This window comes from Pseudomonas sp. NPDC087814, assembly GCF_044742865.1.
In the GTDB taxonomy this organism is placed as follows: domain Bacteria; phylum Pseudomonadota; class Gammaproteobacteria; order Pseudomonadales; family Pseudomonadaceae; genus Aquipseudomonas.
This window is the reverse complement of the sequence record NZ_JBIUVK010000061.1, coordinates 1-17029: the sequence shown is the minus strand read 5'-3', so window position 1 is coordinate 17029 and position 17029 is coordinate 1. Positions and strand designations below refer to the sequence as shown.

Genomic DNA, 17029 nt, shown 5'->3' with positions numbered 1-17029 from the left:
GCAACCCGACGCACGCAGCAAGTCGTTAATTTCGAAACGAATTCATAAAAACCTGTTAATCCAGCTATTCAGCTTAAAGATAACATGTTAACAATATGCCCGCCCCTGCCCTGGTGGCGGGCTCTACCAACAAAAACAACAAAAGGAACGCCCCTCATGCATTCGTGCCTCTTTCGCACGGCGGCAAGCGCTGGCCTGTGCGCCGCGTTTAGCCCTCTGGTCGCCCACGCCGACTTCATCCAGGACAGCAAGGCCAGCCTGGACCTGCGCAATTTCTACATGAACCGCGACTTTCGCCAGGCCAACGCGCCGCAGAACAAGGCAGACGAATGGGCGCAAGGTTTTGTGCTGCGCCTGGAGTCGGGCTATACCGAAGGCTTGGTCGGGTTTGGCGTGGACGCCCTGGGTGAAATGGGCCTGAAGCTCGACTCCAGCCGCGACCGCCGGGGCACCGGGCTGTTGCCGTCTGGCGCCAGCGGCGAGCCGGCCGACAGCTACAGCGAACTCGGCCTGACCGCCAAATTGCGCGTGTCGAAAACCGTGCTCAAGCTCGGCACCCTGCAACCGCTGTTGCCGGTGGCCGCCTATAACGACACGCGGCTGTTGCCGTCGACCTACAACGGTGAACTGGTGACCTCCCAGGACATCGACGGCCTGACATTGAACGTCGGCCGCCTGGAAAAGCAGAACCTGCGGGACTCCTCCAACAACGAATCCATGAGCTACGGCGGCGTCAACAGCAGCCACCTGGACCTTGCCGGCGGCACCTACGCGATCAACCCGCACCTGGCCGCGACCTATTACTACGCGCAGATGCAGGACATCTACCGCCAGAATTTCATCGGCCTGGTGCATGACCTGCCGCTGGCCGAAGGCGTGAACCTGCGCACCGATCTGCGCTACTTCGACACCCGCGAGCAAGGCAGCGCCCTGCTGCGCAGCGCTTCGCGGGTCGACGGCGGGCGGATCGACAACCGCTTTTTCAACGGCATGTTCAGTTTGTCGGTGGGCGCACACAAATTCGGCCTGGGCTTCCAGAACCTTTCCGGTGACGGCGACTTTGCCTTCCCGGGGCAAGATCCGTATTCGGTCAACCTGGTGACCATCAATATCTTCACCAAGGCCAACACCGATGCCTGGCAGGCGCGCTACGACTACAACTTCGCCGCCCTCGGCCTGCCGGGCCTGACCTTCATGACCCGCTACGTCGACGGCAGCCACGCGCAAACCGCCACGGTGCGCAACGGCCGGGAATGGGAGCGCGACACCGACCTGGTCTACACCGTGCAGAGCGGCCCGCTGAAGAACGTCAACGTGCGCCTGCGCAATGCGACCCTGCGCTCAAGCAACGGCCTGACCAGCGACATCGAAGAAAGCCGGGTGATCATCGGCTACACCGTGGCCCTGTGGTAACGCCGGGCGCCTCAACGCAACCCCGATTGACGCTGGCGGTATTCCCCCGGCGTCATCTGCGCGTAGCGCTGGAAGAACCGGCTGAAATACGCCGGGTCCTTGAACCCCAGCTGGTAGCAGATTTCATTCGCCGAACTGCCGGTGAACAGCAGCAGGCGCCGGGCCTCCTGCATCAGCCGCTCCAGAATCAGGCGCTTGGACGGCAGATCGGCGATGCGTCGGCACACCTCGTTGAGCCGCGCTTCAGTGACGCCGATACCGTCGGCGTAGCGCGACAGCGGCCAGTGTTGCAGGTAGTGGTCTTCGATCAGTTCGTTGAAGCGGTGAAAAATCCGCAGGTCTTCGTGCCGTGCAGGACGGGCTTCCAGGGAATTGGCGCAGAGCCGCAGCAGGCTGATCATGATCAGCCGCGTCAGGCTGTCCAGGGCCGAACCGCGTCCGCTGGCCTGGGCGTTGATCTCGCTGCACAGCTCATCAAACAGGAATTCCAGGCGGCGCACCTCGGGCTGAAACTCCGGTGCCAGCCGCGCCAACGCCACGCAGGCCGCCGGCAATTGTGCGCCGGGGGCCAGGCTGGGGTCGGCGTCAATCAAGGCCCACACCAGTTGCTGGCGCACGGTCAGCACATGGCCGTCGGCGTCGGCTTCGGTGACGAAGGAATGCGCCACCGTCGGCGGCGTGAGGAAAAACATCGGCCCGGATTCGAGGTACTGCTGGTCGTCCAGGTAGACCCGCACCGCGCCGGTCTTGACGTAATGCACCTGGAAAAACCGGTCATGGCGATGCACCGGCATGTTGCGGCCAAAAAATCCCGCCAGGTTGCCGAGCCGGTCGTAGTGCACCTCGGCATCGCTGTAACGCTGGTCGTAGACCTGCCCGATGTTGATGTTGGGGATCGGCTGACGATCGCTCATCACTGCATTCTCTTTGTTGTTTTGACTGCCCTGAAATATTGCCACGCTTGACGATAGTTAACATCTTAATTATAACGTTAACACGTTAACGAATTTCCCACGGTGCAGGTCCGAATCTGCCCCGCCACTGCCAGGAGAAAAGCATGAGCCGTGCCCTGCATGATGTTGCGAACGGCACCCTGTTCGGCGTTGCGCTGAACTACCAGGGGTTGCTGAACCAACGTCTCGCCGAATTCGAACAAGCGCCTTACCAGAAACCACCGGTGAAGCCGGTGCTGTTCATCAAGACGCCCAATACCCGCAACGGCCACGACGGCGTGGTGCTGCACCCACAGGGTGAACGCCTGCAACCGGGCCCGGCACTCGGGGTGGTGATTGGCAAGAGCGCCAGCCGGGTCAGCGTCGAAAATGCCCTGGAGCATGTGGCGGGCTACACCATCGTCAATGAGTTCAGCCTGCCGGAAGACAGCTACTACCGCCCGGCGGTGAAAGCCAAGTGCCGGGACGGTTTCTGCGCATTGGGCCCGGAACTGGTGGCCCGCGACCAGGTCGCCAATCCGCATCAATTGAGCGTGAAGCTGTTCGTCAACGGTGAACTGCGCCAGCAAAACTCCACCGCCAACTTCGTGCGCAGCCTGCCGCAGTTGATCGCCGAGATCAGCGAGTTCATGACCCTGCACGAAGGCGACGTGCTGATCACCGGCACCCCCGAAGGCCGGGTGGATGTGCAACCCGGCGACACGGTTGAAGTCGAGATCAGCGGCCTGGGCCGCCTGGTCAACCACATCAAGGCAGAGGAGCTGTCATGAAACACGCCCGTATTCGCTTTGAAGGTGAAGCCCACCAGGTGCTGGTAGAAGCTGAAAACGCCGTGCGCCTGGCCGACGGTCGACTGCTGGCCGAAGACCAGGTCGAATGGCTGCCACCGGCCACCGGCAGCATGTTTGCCCTGGGCCTGAACTACGCCGACCACGCCGCCGAACTGGCCTTCAAGCCGCCGACCGAACCGCTGGCGTTCATCAAGTCTCCCGGCACCTACACCGGCCACAACCAGGTGACCTGGCGGCCGGACAACGTCGCCTACATGCACTACGAGTGCGAGCTGGTGGCGGTCATCGGCAAGCCGGCGCGCAACGTCAAGCGCGAGAACGCCCTGGAGTATCTGGCCGGCTACACGGTGTGCAACGACTACGCGATCCGCGACTACCTGGAAAACTACTACCGCCCCAACCTGCGGGTGAAAAACCGCGACGCCACCACCCCCGTGGGCCCATGGATCGTGGATGTCGCCGACGTGCCAGACCCGAGCAACCTGAAGCTGCGCACCTGGATCAACGGTGAACTGCGCCAGGAAGGCTCGACCTCGGACATGATTTTCGACATCCCGTATTTGATCGAATACCTGTCCAGCTTCATGACTCTGCAGCCCGGCGACATGATCGCCACCGGCACCCCGGAAGGCCTGGCGGATGTGGTGCCGGGGGATGAAGTGATCGTGGAAGTGGAAGGCGTAGGCCGCCTGGTCAATCGAATTGTCAGCGAGGCGGACTTTTTCGCCGCCCGTAAAGAGGCTTGAGCAACATGATCAAACACTGGATCAACGGCCGTGAGGTCGAGAGCAAAGACACCTTCATCAACTACAACCCGGCCACCGGCGAAGCCATCGGTGAAGTGGCCAGCGGCGGTGCCGAGGAAGTGGCGCAGGCCGTTGCAGCAGCCAAGGAAGCCTTTCCGAAGTGGGCAGGCACACCGGCCAAGGAACGGGCCCGCTTGATGCGCAAGCTCGGTGAGCTGATCGAACAGAACGTGCCGCACCTGGCCGCGCTGGAAACCCTCGACACCGGCCTGCCGATCCACCAGACCAGGAACGTGCTGATTCCCCGGGCGTCCCACAACTTCGATTTCTTCGCCGAAGTCTGCACCCGCATGGACGGCCACAGTTACCCGGTGGACGACCAGATGCTCAACTACACCCTTTACCAGCCGGTGGGTGTGTGCGCGTTGGTGTCGCCATGGAACGTGCCGTTCATGACCGCCACCTGGAAGACTGCGCCGTGCCTGGCGCTGGGCAATACCGCGGTGCTGAAGATGTCCGAGCTGTCGCCGCTGACGGCCAATGAACTGGGGCGCCTGGCGGTCGAAGCCGGGATTCCCAACGGCGTGCTGAACGTGATCCAGGGCTACGGCGCCACCGCCGGTGATGCGCTGGTGCGCCACCCGGACGTGCGGGCGATTTCCTTCACCGGCGGTACCGCCACCGGCAAGAAAATCATGCAGACCGCCGGGCTGAAAAAGTACTCCATGGAACTGGGCGGCAAGTCGCCGGTGCTGATCTTTGAAGACGCCGACCTGGACCGCGCCCTCGACGCGGCACTGTTCACCATCTTCTCGCTCAACGGTGAACGCTGCACCGCCGGCAGCCGGATCTTCATTCAGGAGAGCGTGTACCCGCAGTTCGTCGCCGAATTTGCCGCCCGCGCCAAACGCCTGATCGTCGGCGACCCACAGGACCCGAAGACCCAGGTCGGCTCGATGATCACCCAGGCCCACTATGACAAGGTCACCGGCTACATCAGGATTGGCCTCGAAGAAGGCGCCACCCTGCTGGCCGGCGGCCTGGAACGCCCGGCCAACCTGCCGGCGCACTTGAGCCGCGGGCAGTTTATCCAGCCGACGGTGTTTGCCGATGTGAACAACAACATGCGCATCGCCCAGGAAGAAATCTTTGGCCCGGTGGTGTGCCTGATCCCGTTCAAGGACGAAGCCGAGGCGCTGCAACTGGCCAACGACACCGAGTACGGCCTGGCGTCCTATATCTGGACCCAGGACATCGGCAAGGCGCATCGTCTGGCCTACGGCATCGAAGCCGGCATGGTGTTCATCAACAGCCAGAACGTGCGGGACTTGCGCCAGCCGTTTGGTGGGGTAAAAGGTTCCGGCACCGGCCGTGAAGGCGGCCAGTACAGCTTCGAAGTGTTTGCCGAGATCAAGAACGTGTGCATTTCCATGGGCAGTCATCACATCCCGCGCTGGGGTGTGTAACCCGGATATAACAACGCTACCTGTAGGAGCGAGCTTGCTCGCGAAGAACCCGCAGGCGCCGCGGGCTAACAGAAGTGCTGCGTTATCGTTGACGTTTTTCGCGAGCAAGCTCGCTCCTACAAAAGAATAAATACTCAGGAGAATGATCATGGGCGAAGTGGTTCTGGCAGCGAAGATCTGCCACGTCCCCTCGATGTACCTGTCGGAACTGCCCGGCAAGCACCACGGTTGCCGCGAAGCAGCCATCGCCGGGCACAAGGAAATCGGGCGGCGCGCCCGTGAACTGGGGGCCGACACCGCGGTGGTGTTCGACGTGCACTGGCTGGTCAACAGCGGCTATCACGTCAACTGCGGCGAGCATTTCAAGGGCACCTACACCAGCAACGAGCTGCCGCATTTCATCAAGAACATGGAGTACGAGTACCCGGGCTGCCCCGAGCTGGGCGAGTTGATCGCCGCCGAGGCCAACCTGGCCGGCGTGCGCACCATGGCCCACAACATCCCGAGCCTGGAGCTGGAATACGGCACCCTGGTGCCGATGCGCTACATGCACATGGGCGTGCCGGACGCGCAGAAGTTCGACGTGATCTCGATTGCCGCGTGGTGCGCCTGGCACCGCCTGGAAGACAGCTTTGCGTTCGGCGCCGCCGTGCGCCGGGCGATCGAGAAAAGCGACCGCAAAGTCCTGGTGCTGGCCTCGGGCTCCCTCTCCCACCGTTTCTCGGACGACCGCGAAGCCGAAGCCAACATCCACAACTGGACCCGTGAATTCGACAAACAGATGGACCTGCACGTGGTGGAGATGTGGAAGCAAGGCCGCTTCAAGGAGTTCTGCGCAATGCTGCCGGACTACGCCGAGCACTGCTTCGGCGAAGGCAAGATGCACGACACCGCGATGCTCCTGGGACTGCTGGGCGGGCCGGACTACAACCAGCCGGCCGAGATCATCACCCAGCCGTTCGGCAGTTCGGGCACCGGGCAGATCAATGCCATTTTCCCTTTATGAGCCTTGGTGAGGATCAAATGTGGGAGCTGGCTTGCCTGCGATGCAGGCACCTCGGTGTATCTGTCGCACCGAGTTGATGCCATCGCAGGCAAGCCAGCTCCTACAAGGAATTCGCTGCACCTCACCCCAAGAGGAGATACACATGCCGCACTTCATCGCCGAATACACCGACAACATCGAGCAGCAGGCCAACCTGCCGGCCCTGTTCGAGCAGGTTCACGCCGTGCTGGGGGACAGCGGCGTGTTTCCACTGGGGGGCATCCGCAGTCGCGGAGTGCGCCTGGACACCTGGCGCATGGCCGACGGCAAGCATGACTACGCCTTCGTCCACATGACCCTCAAGGTCGGCCACGGGCGCGACCTGGAAACCCGCAAGGCGGTGGCCGAAGCCCTGTTCAAGGTCATCACCGAACACTTCGCCGAGCTGCAATCCCAGCGGCTGCTGGCGTTGTCGTTCGAGATGATCGAGCTGCACCCCGAGCTGAATTTCAAGCAGAACAACGTGCACGCATTCCTGAAGAACCAGGCGGGCTGAGCACAGCCCACCTTTCCGCCCATGGCCACTCAAACAAAAAAGAACAACATCATGAGCACAGCCAATACCGCCGACAGCACCACCCTGATCGAACATCAGCGCACCCACAGCATCGTCACCTGGCGACTGATGCCGTTGTTGCTGATCTGCTATCTGTTTGCCCACCTGGACCGCATCAACATCGGCTTCGCCAAGATGCAGATGAGCACCGACCTGCACTTCAGCGACACGGTGTATGGCCTCGGTGCCGGCCTGTTTTTCATCGCCTACGCGCTGTTCGGCGTACCCAGCAACATGGCCCTGGACCGGGTCGGCCCACGGCGCTGGATCGCCTGCCTGATGGTGGTGTGGGGCGTGCTCTCCACCAGCATGCTGTGGATCGAAAGCTCCACGGGCTTCTACGTGCTGCGCTTTCTGCTGGGGGTGGCCGAAGCCGGCTTCTTCCCGGGGATTCTGGTGTTCCTCAACCGCTGGTACCCGGCCCGCCGCCGGGCGCAAGTCACCGCGCTGTTTGCGATTGCCGTGCCCATGGCCGGTGTGATTGGTGGCCCGTTGTCCGGTGCGATCCTGGAGAACTTCCATGATTTCGGCGGGCTGCGGGGCTGGCAGTGGATGTTCCTGATCGAAGGCGCCCCGGTGGTGCTGCTCGGCCTGGTCGTCCTGAAATACCTGCCCGACAGCTTCGAAACCGTGAAGTGGCTGGAGCCCGCGCAAAAGCAACAACTGCGCGAGCAACTGAGCACTGAAGAACAGCGCAAATCCATCACCTCCTTCGGCGGCATCCTGCGTGACCCGCAGGTGTGGCTGCTGGTGGCGGTGTACTTCGCGGTGATGCTGGCGGTGAACACCCTGGCGTTCTGGATGCCCACCCTGATCCACGGCGCCGGCATCGGCCGCGACAGCCAGGTCGGCTTGCTGAGCGCCGTACCGTATCTGGCCGGGTGCTTCTTCATGATCGGCTGCGGGCGCTCGTCCGACCGCAACCGCGAACGCCGCTGGCACCTGTGCGTGCCGTTGCTGATGTCGGCCATCGGTATTGCAGTGGCCGGGCTCTCGCCCACCAACCCGACCCTGGTACTGGGCGGCCTGATCCTCGCCGGCATGGGCGCCAGCGCTGCGCTGCCGATGTTCTGGCAATTGCCGCCGGCGTTCCTGTCCAACAGCACCCAGGCGGCCGGCATCGCGCTGATCAGCTCGTTCGGCAGCATCGCTTCGTTCCTCGCGCCCTACCTGATCGGCTGGATGCGCGACACCACCCAAAGCGCGAGCCTGGCCCTGTACGTGCTGGCGCTGCTTATCGCCCTCGGCGGCCTGCTGGTGCTGCGCACCCATGCGGCCATCGTCAATCCCCAGTAGAGATTTTGTCATGCTTGATCAAGCCCTTATTCAGCAAGCCGCCGCCCGCCTCGACCAGGCCGAGCGCTCCCGTGAACAGGTGCGCCAGTTTTCCATGGAGCATCCGAACATCACGATTGAAGACGCCTACGCCATCCAGCGCGCCTGGGTGGCCCGGAAAATCAAGGACGGGCGCAAGCTGGTCGGGCACAAGATCGGCCTGACGTCGCGGGCGATGCAGGTGTCGTCGAACATCACCGAGCCGGATTACGGCGCCCTGCTCGATGACATGTTCTTCGACGAAGGCACCGACATCCCCTTCGAGCGCTTCATCGTGCCGAGGGTGGAAGTGGAACTGGCGTTCATCCTCGGCAAGCCGCTCAAGGGCCCGAACTGCACGATTTTCGATGTGCTCGATGCCACGGAATGGGTGATCCCGGCGCTGGAAATCATCGACGCCCGCATCCAGCAGATCGACCCGCACACCAACGCCACCCGCAAGGTGTTCGACACCATTTCCGACAACGCCGCCAATGCCGGCGTGGTGATGGGCGGCCGCGCCGTGCGCCCCACCGAGATCGACCTGCGCAAGGTGCCGGCGGTGTTGTACCGCAACGGGGTGATCGAAGAGTCCGGGGTGTCGGCTGCGGTACTTAACCATCCGGCCAAGGGCGTGGCCTGGCTGGCGAACAAACTGGCGCCGTACGACGTCACCCTGCAACCCGGCCAGATCATCCTCGGCGGCTCCTTCACCCGCCCGGTGGCGGCGAATCCGGGTGACACCTTCCATGTCGACTACGACATGCTGGGTTCCATCTCCTGCCGCTTTGTCTGAATACTGGAGGACTGTTTCATGGACATGCCCATCAACCGCTTCAAGCAACGCCTGCAACGTGGCGAGACCCAGATCGGCCTGTGGCTCGGTTTGGCGGACGCTTATTGCGCCGAACTGGCGGCGAATGCCGGGTTCGACTGGCTGCTGATCGACGGCGAGCACGCGCCCAATGACCTGCGCGGCATGCTCGGCCAACTGCAGGCTGTCGCGCCTTATGACAGCCAACCGGTGATTCGCCCGGTGATCGGCGATACGGCGTTGATCAAGCAGGTGCTGGATATCGGCGTGCAGACGCTGTTGGTGCCGATGGTGGAGACGGCTGACCAGGCACGGCAGCTGGTGCGGGCGATGCGTTATCCACCGGGTGGTGTACGGGGCGTGGGCAGCGCACTGGCGCGGGCGTCGCGCTGGAACAGGATTCCCGGTTACCTGGATGAGGCCGATGCACAGATGTGCCTGCTGGTGCAGATCGAGAACCGTGAAGGCCTGGACAACCTGGACGCGATTGCGGCGGTTGATGGCGTGGATGGGGTGTTTATCGGGCCGGCGGATTTGAGTGCGGCCATGGGGCATCGGGGGAATCCCAGGCACCCCGAGGTGCAGGCGGCGATTGAGGACGCCATCGTAAGGATTCAAAAAGCCGGCAAGGCGGCGGGCATCTTGAGCGCGGATGAGAAACTGGCGCGGCGGTATATCGAGCTGGGGGCGGCGTTTGTGGCGGTAGGGGTGGATACGACCGTGTTGATGCGCGGGTTGCAGGGGTTGGCGGCGAAATTCAAAGACACCGCAACACCGGCCATTACCGGCGGCGTGTACTGACGCTCTGAAACCACAAAAATCCAAAATGTGGGAGCGGGCTTGCTCGCGAATGCGGTGTGTCAGCCGACAAATCTGGCACAGATACACCGCATTCGCGAGCAAGCCCGCTCCCACATTTGGATCGGCGGTGTGTCAGCGCTTGATAGTCTTCAACTCATCCAGCAACCCCAACAACACCTGCAACTTCTCCTCCCCGAACTGCTCCTGCAACCGCTGGTAATTCTCCTCCATGCACTGGCTCATCGACTCGAAACTGGCCTTGCCCTTCTCCGCCAGCGTCACCAGCACCCGCCGCTGATCCTGCTCGGCCTTGCGCCGGTGCACCATGCCCGCTGCCTCCATGCGCACCAGCACGCCGGTCATGCTCGGTTTGAGAATGCACGCCAGTTCGGCCAACTGGTAAATCTCCAATTCGTCATGCTGGCTGAGAATTCGAATAACCCGCCATTGCTGTTCGGTCAGCCCATGCTCATTCAGCGAGGGCCGGAAAAAACTCATGGCCGCTTCACGGGCCTGAAGCAAGGTCAGGGTCAGGGATTGTCTGGGTTTCAACATAGGCTCAGGGTCACGATAGATTTAGTTAATGTTTTAACGAAACTCTAACACTCTCCTCCCCACCTCACGCTATAACTTGTGAAGCCGGCGAAGGCTCTGGCGCGCAGGATCAAAACCGGCGGCACACAGAATCAAGACATCCAGCGCGCCAACGGCCTTAATACACTCATTAGCTCTTCACTGTCAGGCAGCACAATGATCAATATCGAAACGCCGACCTATTACACGGCGACCAAGAAATACAACCTCAGCTTCCCCACCCTGGAGCAGGACGTGGAAGCCGACGTGGTGATCATCGGTGGCGGCTTTTCCGGGATCAACACCGCCCTGGAGCTCGCCGAAAAAGGCATCACCAACATCGTCGTGCTGGAAGCGCGTTACCTGGGGTTCGGCGGAACCGGGCGTAACGGTGGGCAGATCATGGCCGGCATCGGCCACGACCTGGAAAAGATCAAGAAGGACGTGGGTGAAGACGGCCTGCGCCAGATCTTCGAGATCAGCGACCTGGGCGCCGACATCATCAAGAACCGCATCGCCAAGTACGACATCGATGCCGACTTCTGCCACGGCTATGGCTACATGGGCTTCAACGCCCGCCAGGAAAAGACCCTGCGCGCCTGGGAAAAAGACTTCAAGTCCATCAACACCCAACACGAGATCCGCTTTCTTGGCGGCTCCGACGTCAGGCAGATCATCGGCTCCGACGCCTACAGCAGCGCCCTGCTGCACATGGGCGGCGGGCATGTGCACTCGTTGAACCTGCTGCTGGGCGAAGCCAAGGCCCTGGCCGGCCACGGCGTGCGAATTTTCGAGAACAGCCCGGCGCTGGAAGTCAGTTATGGCGAGCGCATCACCGTGCGCACCGGGCGCGGTTCGGTCAAGGCCAGCAAGCTGCTGTGGGCCTGCGACAGTTTCCTCAACAAGCTGGAGCCGGAACTGCACCGCTCGACCATCAACACCTACGCGTTCCAGATGATGACCGAGCCGTTGCCAGAAGAGCTGATCAACCGTATCAGCCCGATTCGCGGGGCCTACAGCGACATTCGCCCGGTGATCGACTACTACCGCGTCACCAACGAAAACCGCCTGCTGTTCGGCGCCGCCACGCCTTTGGTGGAGCACATTCCAGGCGATTTGAAAGCCTGGAACCGCAACCTGATGCTGAAGATTTTCCCGTACCTCAAGGACGTGAAGATCGACCTGGCCTGGGGCGGCCCGATGGCCTGCAGCCCGAACCTGTTCCCGCAGATCGGCACCCTGCCCGGGCGCAGCAACGCGTTCTATGTGCAGGGCTATTCGGGCTTCGGCGTGACCCCAAGCCACATCATCTGCAAGGTGCTGGCCGAAGGCATGAGCGAAGGCTCGGCGCGGTATGACCTGGTCAGCTCGATCCATCGCCCGACCATCATCGGCAAGGACGCGATCCGCCCGCTGCTGCTTACCGCCGGCAAATCCTGGCACCAGCTCTCCGGTTACTGGAACGGCCGCCGCTGACAAACACCTGTAGGAGCGAGCTTGCTCGCGAAAAACCCAAGGGCGCCGCGTTAATCCAGGACGCCAACGTCATCGTTGACGACCTTCGCGAGCAAGCTCGCTCCTACAGTTGGTCACTAATTTTTTCTCATCAGGAGCAACTGCCATGACCCTCGTTACCCTCAAGAAAGACATCCAGCTATCCGAACTCGACGCCTGGGGCACCGTCGCCGACCTCGGCTCGACCATCCTCGAAGGCGAAGTCCGGGCCTTCGGCAAAATGACCTTCGGTGCCCCCACCGACCCGGTCAGCAGCGCCTATTTCGGCACCACCCAGGGCAAGTTCCGCATGGTCTACCCGTTTGCTGAACAGGCCACCGTGGTCACCGGCGAAGTGGTGCTCACCGACGAGTCCACCGGCCAGAGCACCCGCTACAAGGCCGGTGACAGCTGGTTCGTGACCAAGGGCACCCCGGTGCTGTGGGAAGTGGTCAGCGAAAGTTTCGTCAAACACTACTTCGCCGTGGTGTGATAGCCCCGGCTGCCGGCACCCGTCGGCAGCCTTTTGGCGCAGGTGCCCACCCATGCACGCTCTCCCCGCCCACGAAGTCGCCGGCCAGTGCCTGCAGGCTTTCACCCGCTTGATTCCGGTCAGCCAGGCCGCGTTCTATTGCGTCGACCGCCAGCTGCAAGCCCGGGATTTCCAGTTGCACGGCATGAGCGGCGAAATGCACCGCGACTACCTCGACAACTACCGCCAATTCGACCCGTTGCAACCGCGCAACTGCCTGTCCAGTGGCCTGGCGGTGGTGCCGCTGGGCCTTGCCATGGCCAGCCAGCCGGCGCGGGATACCCGGCGCTATGGGGATTTTCTGCGGCGCTATGGCGTGGTCGATGTGGTGGAGATTTTCGCCCAGCGCGCCGGCCAGCCCCAGGCGGCGATTTCGCTGTTGCGCACCACCGACCAGGGCGCTTTCACCGGCGACCAACTGGCCCAACTGAACGCCCTGCAAACCTTGCTGCAACTGGCGGTGGCCAACATGCAGCCCACTGAAGATGCATTGGCCGGTCTCACACCCAAGGAGCGCCAGATCGCCCTGCTGTTGCGCCAGGGCGCCAGCAACAAACAGCTGGCCCAGGAGCTGGATGTCGGCCTGCCCACCATCAAGACCCACCTGATCAACCTGTTTCGCAAGGCCGGCGTCAGCAGTCGCACAGAACTGGTGGGAACTCTTTTCCTGTAGTTCGCCTCAACCATCCGGTTGATACCCGCGCCTGCTCCCGGGCGCGATGATTCGTGGTGTTCACCCACTCAACCGGAGCTTCGCAAATGACCACCCCTTCTGACTGGATCACCGTGGGCGCCCTGGCCGACGGCTTCGCCCCAGAGGCATTTATCCTGCCGAACCTGGCCGACCTGAGCGGCAAGGCCTTCACGCTGCACTTCGCCAATGGCTGGCAGATCGAGCACCGTTTCGAGCGCGACAGGCTCTCCTGGGTTGCAGCCGACGGTCACTCCAGCGGCAGCGCCACCTACCGTGCGACCTCGGTGCGCCCCGGCCTGTACCTGGTGGATTTCATCAAGCGCGAAGGCGCCCAAGCCTGGTCAGTCAGCCTGGTGCTCGACACCGCCAGCGCTTCGTTCACCGCTGTGCTCGGGCGCATGCCCACCCAGGAACAAACCCGCGAAGGCCTCTACAGCCTCGCCCTTGCCGGCAAGCCGCTGACCTCGGTGGAAGTGGAGTTTCTCCACGGCAGCCTCGACCGCCCGTGGCAGCCAGGCCAATGCCCCCACGCACCAACCACCGACCTGATCGGCCTGCGCAACCAGTATCGCTACAGCCCGAGCGAGGTCTACGAGCACATCTACCTCAACCACCAGTTCTACGCCTGGCAATGCCTCAAGGGTGTCGAGCAGGGCCTGTGCGACACCGACCGCTGCGATTACTACAAGATCGCCGACCAGCTCTACCTGTTCGTCTGGCGCGAAAAAATCATCCCCACCCTCGGCCTGGTGCTGATCGACCTGCAGCAACACCGCAGCGACGGCAAGATCTTTGGCTATGCCGACGCCTCCTTCGATGAGCTATCGAACTTTCCCATCAGTTCCTACTGCCAGGTGCTCAATCGCACGGAGCATCCTGATGACTGAGCCGCGCACGATCGTGATCACCGGGGCCGGCACGGGCATCGGTGCTGCGTGCGCCCGGCTGTACGCCGCCGAGGGTGCGCAGTTGGTACTGATCGGCCGTCGTTGCGAGCCGCTGGAGCAGGTCGCGCGGGAAACCGGGGGGTTGGTGTTGGTGGGTGATGCGGCCTGCCCGCAGACCTGGGAGGGTTTTATTGCGCAGATTCGCCAGCACTATGGGCGGATCGACGTGCTGCTGGCCTGTGCGGGCGGCCATGGCGTGGGCAGCGCCACCGACACCAGCCCGCAGACCTGGGAAGCGGCGCTGCGCAGCAACCTCGACAGCGCCTTCTACAGTGCGCGGGCGTGTTTGCCGCTGCTGCTGGAAAGCGCCGGGAACATCGTGCTGATGGGTTCGATTGCCTCACTGGCTGCCGGGCCCGAGGTGTGCGGCTACACCACGGCCAAGCATGCCTTGCTCGGGCTCAATCGCTCGCTGGCCCGAGATTATGGCCCGCGCGGGGTGCGGGTGAACGCGGTGTGCCCCGGCTGGGTGCGCACGCCGATGGCGGATGAGGAAATGCAGCCGTTGATGGATTTCCATGGCGAGACGCTGCAGCACGCCTATGACCGGGTGTGCGCCGATGTGCCGTTGCGCCGGCCGGCCAGCGCTGAAGAAATCGCCAGGGTGTGCCGCTTCCTGGCCTCCAGTGACGCGTCGATCATTACGGGTGCGACGCTGGTGGCGGACGGGGGCTCAAGCATCGTCGATGTGCCGACGCTGGCCTATGCGCGTATGGAGCAGCGTCATGAATGAAGACCTGGATTTCACTGGTCGCAACGTATTGGTAACGGGTGGCGCCCAGGGTATTGGTCGGGCCATCGTCGAAGCGTTTGCCCTGCGGGGTGCGCGGGTGATGATCGCCGACCTGCAACTGGCAGAGGCGCTCGCGCTGGAGCTGTGCGGGCGCAGCTGCCAGGTGGAAGCGGTGACGGTGGATCTGGCGGATGCGGCTGCGGTTTTCGAGCTGATTGCAGGGGTGGAACACGACTGGGGGCGGCTGGATATTCTGGTGCATAACGCCGGGTATTTTCCGCTGACGCCCTTTGCCGAGATCACTCCGGCGATGCTCGGCCGTACCTTGGCGGTCAACCTCTCGGCGTTGTTCTGGCTGACCCAGGCGGCGCTGCCGATGTTCCGCCGTCAGGGTCGGGGCTGCGTGCTGGTTACGTCGTCTGTCACAGGTCCCCGGGTTGCGTTTCCGGGGTTGAGTCACTATGCGGCGTCGAAGGCCGGGGTCAACGGGTTCATTCGCAATGCGGCGCTGGAACTGGCCGGTTTGAATGTGCGAGTCAACGGTGTGGAGCCCGGCATGATCGCAACCCCGGCCATGGGCAACCTGGGGGATGACCAGGTAAATGCACAGATCGCCAGCCGGGTGCCACTGGGACGGCTGGGCGCACCGTCGGATATTGCCGGGGCAATGCTGTTCCTGGCATCGGACCTGGCGGGCTATATCACTGGGCAAACGCTGGTGGTGGATGGCGGCTCGACCTTGCCGGAGGTTTAACGAAACGTCCTACCGAACTGCCGGATAACCTCTACTCCCCTGCCCTGAGAACCTCTGCAAAGTCCCTCGCCTGATCACACAGCGCGAGGGAACGCCGATGTTTTTTTCGATTAATGCCCTGCCCGATGGGGCTGCCTCTTGATTCCCGCCATTGGCTTTCTGGTCGTGGCGGCGATGGACCCGAAGACGCGCGACGTCGATGGGGTTCTCAACGACTTCACACATTGCCTGAACACCTACGACGCGTGGGCCGAGAGCTTCTGGAGCTTTTCGGCACTGGATGTCGAGCAGGTGTTCAAGGTCGGCGACGAGGTTTCGCTGGTCGCGCCCATCACCCGTTCCCTGTATCCCGCCAGCACCGTCGCGACCTGCAAGGCCAACTCACCGTTGACCCTGGTGCACATGTTCCAGAGCACACGGTTCGTGCCCATCGGCAATACGCCGGTGATGCTGCAGGAAGTCGCGCAAGACGGTGGTCCCCTCGGCGATCCCATCCATAAGACCATCGGCCCCAGCGGCATTCTCGAAGTCACCGAGTGCACCGTCGACCGGCAGTATCGAGTCAGCTTTTACCCCAACGTTTCCAGGGATCACATCAAGGCACTGTATGCCTCCTATCAGTCCGAGCTCAGCTCGCTGGAAGGCAACTTGCGCGGTCAGTGGACGAGCACGTTCAAGCCGATATGGGAGAGCTATGCCAAGGCGGGTTATGGCGAGCGCTACACCTCGCTGCAACTGGCTTATGCGCGGGGCTTTGAAAACGTGCTTTACGGCCTCTGGGACGGTATTGCGCAGCTGTACCAGTGGTTGGCAGACATCAAGCCCAACAGCGAAAAGCTCCTGCAGTACCTCTCCCAAGCCGAGCTTGGAGCGCTCCTGAAGCTCAGTCATGAGGCGATTGCCAAAGGATTGTTGATTCTCAGCGACGAGCCGCTGCTGTTCATCTACCTGTCCGCGATGGTCAGTTGGATGCGCATGCTGCCGCCGCATTACATGTTTGAGTTGCTCGGGGAAATCACCACCGAGGTGTTGCTCAACCTGCTGTTGCTGTGGGCTACCGGCGGTATGGGTGTGGCGGTACGGCTGGGCGCGCAGGTGCTGGGCAAGGTCAGGTCCGAACGGGCACGGGAGTGGTTGGAGCAGATTGCCAAGTTGGGCGGTACGGCCCCGCTGGATAGGCATGCGGAGGTGCTTAAGCCGTTATCGCTTCAGAGTCAGGCAGTACCGGTGAAGGCTGCGGCGGTGCCGTTGAAGGCTGGCGTGGACGAGATTTCCAATCCGGCACCGATGGTGCGGGAGCCGAAGACGGCGCGCACGGCGCTGGTGAAGCAAGAACATGTGGATGATGCCCCGGCTTCGGCGAAAAACCCCAATGGGGATGCTTCGGTCTGTTCGGCGAATAC

The 17029-nt window shown here is 62.5% G+C and carries 17 protein-coding genes and 1 pseudogene; 16 read left to right on the top strand and 2 right to left on the bottom strand.

The features are described 5' to 3' along the window. Nucleotides 1-156: 156 nt before the first annotated feature. Nucleotides 157-1413, top strand: a complete 1257-nt coding sequence (locus ACIOMR_RS27810) for an OprD family porin (RefSeq protein ID WP_401197554.1) — start codon at nt 157-159, stop codon at nt 1411-1413. 11 nt (nt 1414-1424) lie between these two features. Here ACIOMR_RS27810 and hpaA read toward each other — a convergent pair whose 3' ends face one another. Continuing rightward, complete coding sequence (hpaA, locus tag ACIOMR_RS27805) at nt 1425-2327, bottom strand: 4-hydroxyphenylacetate catabolism regulatory protein HpaA (protein ID WP_003209891.1); 903 nt, start codon at nt 2325-2327, stop codon at nt 1425-1427. Between the two features lie 143 nt (nt 2328-2470). Here hpaA and ACIOMR_RS27800 point away from each other — a divergent pair, with 143 nt between their 5' ends. The 8 genes from ACIOMR_RS27800 to hpaI all read left to right on the top strand — a co-directional run bounded on the left by ACIOMR_RS27800 (nt 2471) and on the right by hpaI (nt 9899). After that, nucleotides 2471-3136 carry a fumarylacetoacetate hydrolase family protein gene (locus tag ACIOMR_RS27800; protein ID WP_008437186.1) on the top strand — a complete coding sequence of 222 codons (666 nt, stop codon included), beginning with the start codon at nt 2471-2473 and terminating at the stop codon, nt 3134-3136. After that, nucleotides 3133-3903, top strand: a complete 771-nt coding sequence (locus ACIOMR_RS27795; RefSeq protein WP_401197550.1) for a fumarylacetoacetate hydrolase family protein — start codon at nt 3133-3135, stop codon at nt 3901-3903. Before ACIOMR_RS27800 ends, ACIOMR_RS27795 begins: the two co-directional genes overlap by 4 nt. Nucleotides 3904-3908: 5 nt before the next feature. Beyond that, entirely contained in the window at nt 3909-5369 is a 1461-nt protein-coding gene (hpaE, locus tag ACIOMR_RS27790) for a 5-carboxymethyl-2-hydroxymuconate semialdehyde dehydrogenase (protein ID WP_401197547.1), read from the top strand. A gap of 148 nt (nt 5370-5517) precedes the next feature. Beyond that, the gene (gene hpaD / locus ACIOMR_RS27785; RefSeq protein ID WP_003209884.1) at nt 5518-6375 is read left to right on the top strand and encodes a 3,4-dihydroxyphenylacetate 2,3-dioxygenase; all 858 of its coding nucleotides are present in this window, start codon (nt 5518-5520) and stop codon (nt 6373-6375) included. A 142-nt stretch (nt 6376-6517) separates the two neighbouring features. Continuing rightward, nucleotides 6518-6910 (top strand): 5-carboxymethyl-2-hydroxymuconate Delta-isomerase, encoded by a 393-nt coding sequence (locus ACIOMR_RS27780; protein WP_087694947.1) that lies wholly within the window; start codon nt 6518-6520, stop codon nt 6908-6910. 51 nt (nt 6911-6961) lie between these two features. Then, nucleotides 6962-8266, top strand: coding sequence for an MFS transporter (locus ACIOMR_RS27775; RefSeq protein ID WP_008437183.1), 1305 nt, complete (start codon nt 6962-6964; stop codon nt 8264-8266). A 10-nt stretch (nt 8267-8276) separates the two neighbouring features. Then, complete coding sequence (hpaH, locus tag ACIOMR_RS27770; protein ID WP_177021252.1) at nt 8277-9080, top strand: 2-oxo-hept-4-ene-1,7-dioate hydratase; 804 nt, start codon at nt 8277-8279, stop codon at nt 9078-9080. An 18-nt stretch (nt 9081-9098) separates the two neighbouring features. After that, entirely contained in the window at nt 9099-9899 is an 801-nt protein-coding gene (gene hpaI, locus ACIOMR_RS27765) for a 4-hydroxy-2-oxoheptanedioate aldolase (RefSeq protein ID WP_401197542.1), read from the top strand. A gap of 132 nt (nt 9900-10031) precedes the next feature. Here hpaI and hpaR read toward each other — a convergent pair whose 3' ends face one another. Next, nucleotides 10032-10454 carry a homoprotocatechuate degradation operon regulator HpaR gene (gene hpaR, locus ACIOMR_RS27760; RefSeq protein ID WP_003209875.1) on the bottom strand — a complete coding sequence of 141 codons (423 nt, stop codon included), beginning with the start codon at nt 10452-10454 and terminating at the stop codon, nt 10032-10034. Between the two features lie 195 nt (nt 10455-10649). On the opposite strand from hpaR, the gene ACIOMR_RS27755 reads away from it, so the two are divergent. The 7 genes and pseudogenes from ACIOMR_RS27755 to ACIOMR_RS27725 all read left to right on the top strand — a co-directional run. Then, entirely contained in the window at nt 10650-11948 is a 1299-nt protein-coding gene (locus ACIOMR_RS27755) for an FAD-binding oxidoreductase (protein WP_177022137.1), read from the top strand. A 145-nt stretch (nt 11949-12093) separates the two neighbouring features. Continuing rightward, nucleotides 12094-12459, top strand: coding sequence for a cupin domain-containing protein (locus ACIOMR_RS27750; RefSeq protein WP_003209872.1), 366 nt, complete (start codon nt 12094-12096; stop codon nt 12457-12459). A gap of 52 nt (nt 12460-12511) precedes the next feature. Further along, nucleotides 12512-13171, top strand: a complete 660-nt coding sequence (locus ACIOMR_RS27745; protein ID WP_401197539.1) for a LuxR C-terminal-related transcriptional regulator — start codon at nt 12512-12514, stop codon at nt 13169-13171. Nucleotides 13172-13257: 86 nt separating this feature from the next. Next, entirely contained in the window at nt 13258-14079 is an 822-nt protein-coding gene (locus ACIOMR_RS27740) for a molybdenum cofactor biosynthesis F family protein (protein ID WP_401197536.1), read from the top strand. Further along, entirely contained in the window at nt 14072-14872 is an 801-nt protein-coding gene (locus tag ACIOMR_RS27735) for an SDR family NAD(P)-dependent oxidoreductase (RefSeq protein WP_401197533.1), read from the top strand. The genes ACIOMR_RS27740 and ACIOMR_RS27735 overlap by 8 nt, the downstream gene beginning before the upstream one ends. Then, entirely contained in the window at nt 14865-15626 is a 762-nt protein-coding gene (locus tag ACIOMR_RS27730) for an SDR family oxidoreductase (protein WP_008437176.1), read from the top strand. The genes ACIOMR_RS27735 and ACIOMR_RS27730 overlap by 8 nt, the downstream gene beginning before the upstream one ends. A 174-nt stretch (nt 15627-15800) precedes the next feature. Further along, nucleotides 15801-17029 (top strand): annotated as a pseudogene (locus ACIOMR_RS27725) (type IV secretion protein Rhs); the annotation flags it as partial.

Excerpts from the sequence above, each read along its gene's own strand:
- ACIOMR_RS27810 (WP_401197554.1), top strand. The coding sequence starts at position 157 with ATGCATTCGTGCCTCTTTCGCACGGCGGCAAGCGCTGGCCTGTGCGCC.
- hpaA (WP_003209891.1), bottom strand. The coding sequence starts at position 2,327 with ATGAGCGATCGTCAGCCGATCCCCAACATCAACATCGGGCAGGTCTAC.
- ACIOMR_RS27800 (WP_008437186.1), top strand. The coding sequence starts at position 2,471 with ATGAGCCGTGCCCTGCATGATGTTGCGAACGGCACCCTGTTCGGCGTT.
- ACIOMR_RS27795 (WP_401197550.1), top strand. The coding sequence starts at position 3,133 with ATGAAACACGCCCGTATTCGCTTTGAAGGTGAAGCCCACCAGGTGCTG.
- hpaE (WP_401197547.1), top strand. The coding sequence starts at position 3,909 with ATGATCAAACACTGGATCAACGGCCGTGAGGTCGAGAGCAAAGACACC.
- hpaD (WP_003209884.1), top strand. The coding sequence starts at position 5,518 with ATGGGCGAAGTGGTTCTGGCAGCGAAGATCTGCCACGTCCCCTCGATG.
- ACIOMR_RS27780 (WP_087694947.1), top strand. The coding sequence starts at position 6,518 with ATGCCGCACTTCATCGCCGAATACACCGACAACATCGAGCAGCAGGCC.
- ACIOMR_RS27775 (WP_008437183.1), top strand. The coding sequence starts at position 6,962 with ATGAGCACAGCCAATACCGCCGACAGCACCACCCTGATCGAACATCAG.
- hpaH (WP_177021252.1), top strand. The coding sequence starts at position 8,277 with ATGCTTGATCAAGCCCTTATTCAGCAAGCCGCCGCCCGCCTCGACCAG.
- hpaI (WP_401197542.1), top strand. The coding sequence starts at position 9,099 with ATGGACATGCCCATCAACCGCTTCAAGCAACGCCTGCAACGTGGCGAG.
- hpaR (WP_003209875.1), bottom strand. The coding sequence starts at position 10,454 with ATGTTGAAACCCAGACAATCCCTGACCCTGACCTTGCTTCAGGCCCGT.
- ACIOMR_RS27755 (WP_177022137.1), top strand. The coding sequence starts at position 10,650 with ATGATCAATATCGAAACGCCGACCTATTACACGGCGACCAAGAAATAC.
- ACIOMR_RS27750 (WP_003209872.1), top strand. The coding sequence starts at position 12,094 with ATGACCCTCGTTACCCTCAAGAAAGACATCCAGCTATCCGAACTCGAC.
- ACIOMR_RS27745 (WP_401197539.1), top strand. The coding sequence starts at position 12,512 with ATGCACGCTCTCCCCGCCCACGAAGTCGCCGGCCAGTGCCTGCAGGCT.
- ACIOMR_RS27740 (WP_401197536.1), top strand. The coding sequence starts at position 13,258 with ATGACCACCCCTTCTGACTGGATCACCGTGGGCGCCCTGGCCGACGGC.
- ACIOMR_RS27735 (WP_401197533.1), top strand. The coding sequence starts at position 14,072 with ATGACTGAGCCGCGCACGATCGTGATCACCGGGGCCGGCACGGGCATC.
- ACIOMR_RS27730 (WP_008437176.1), top strand. The coding sequence starts at position 14,865 with ATGAATGAAGACCTGGATTTCACTGGTCGCAACGTATTGGTAACGGGT.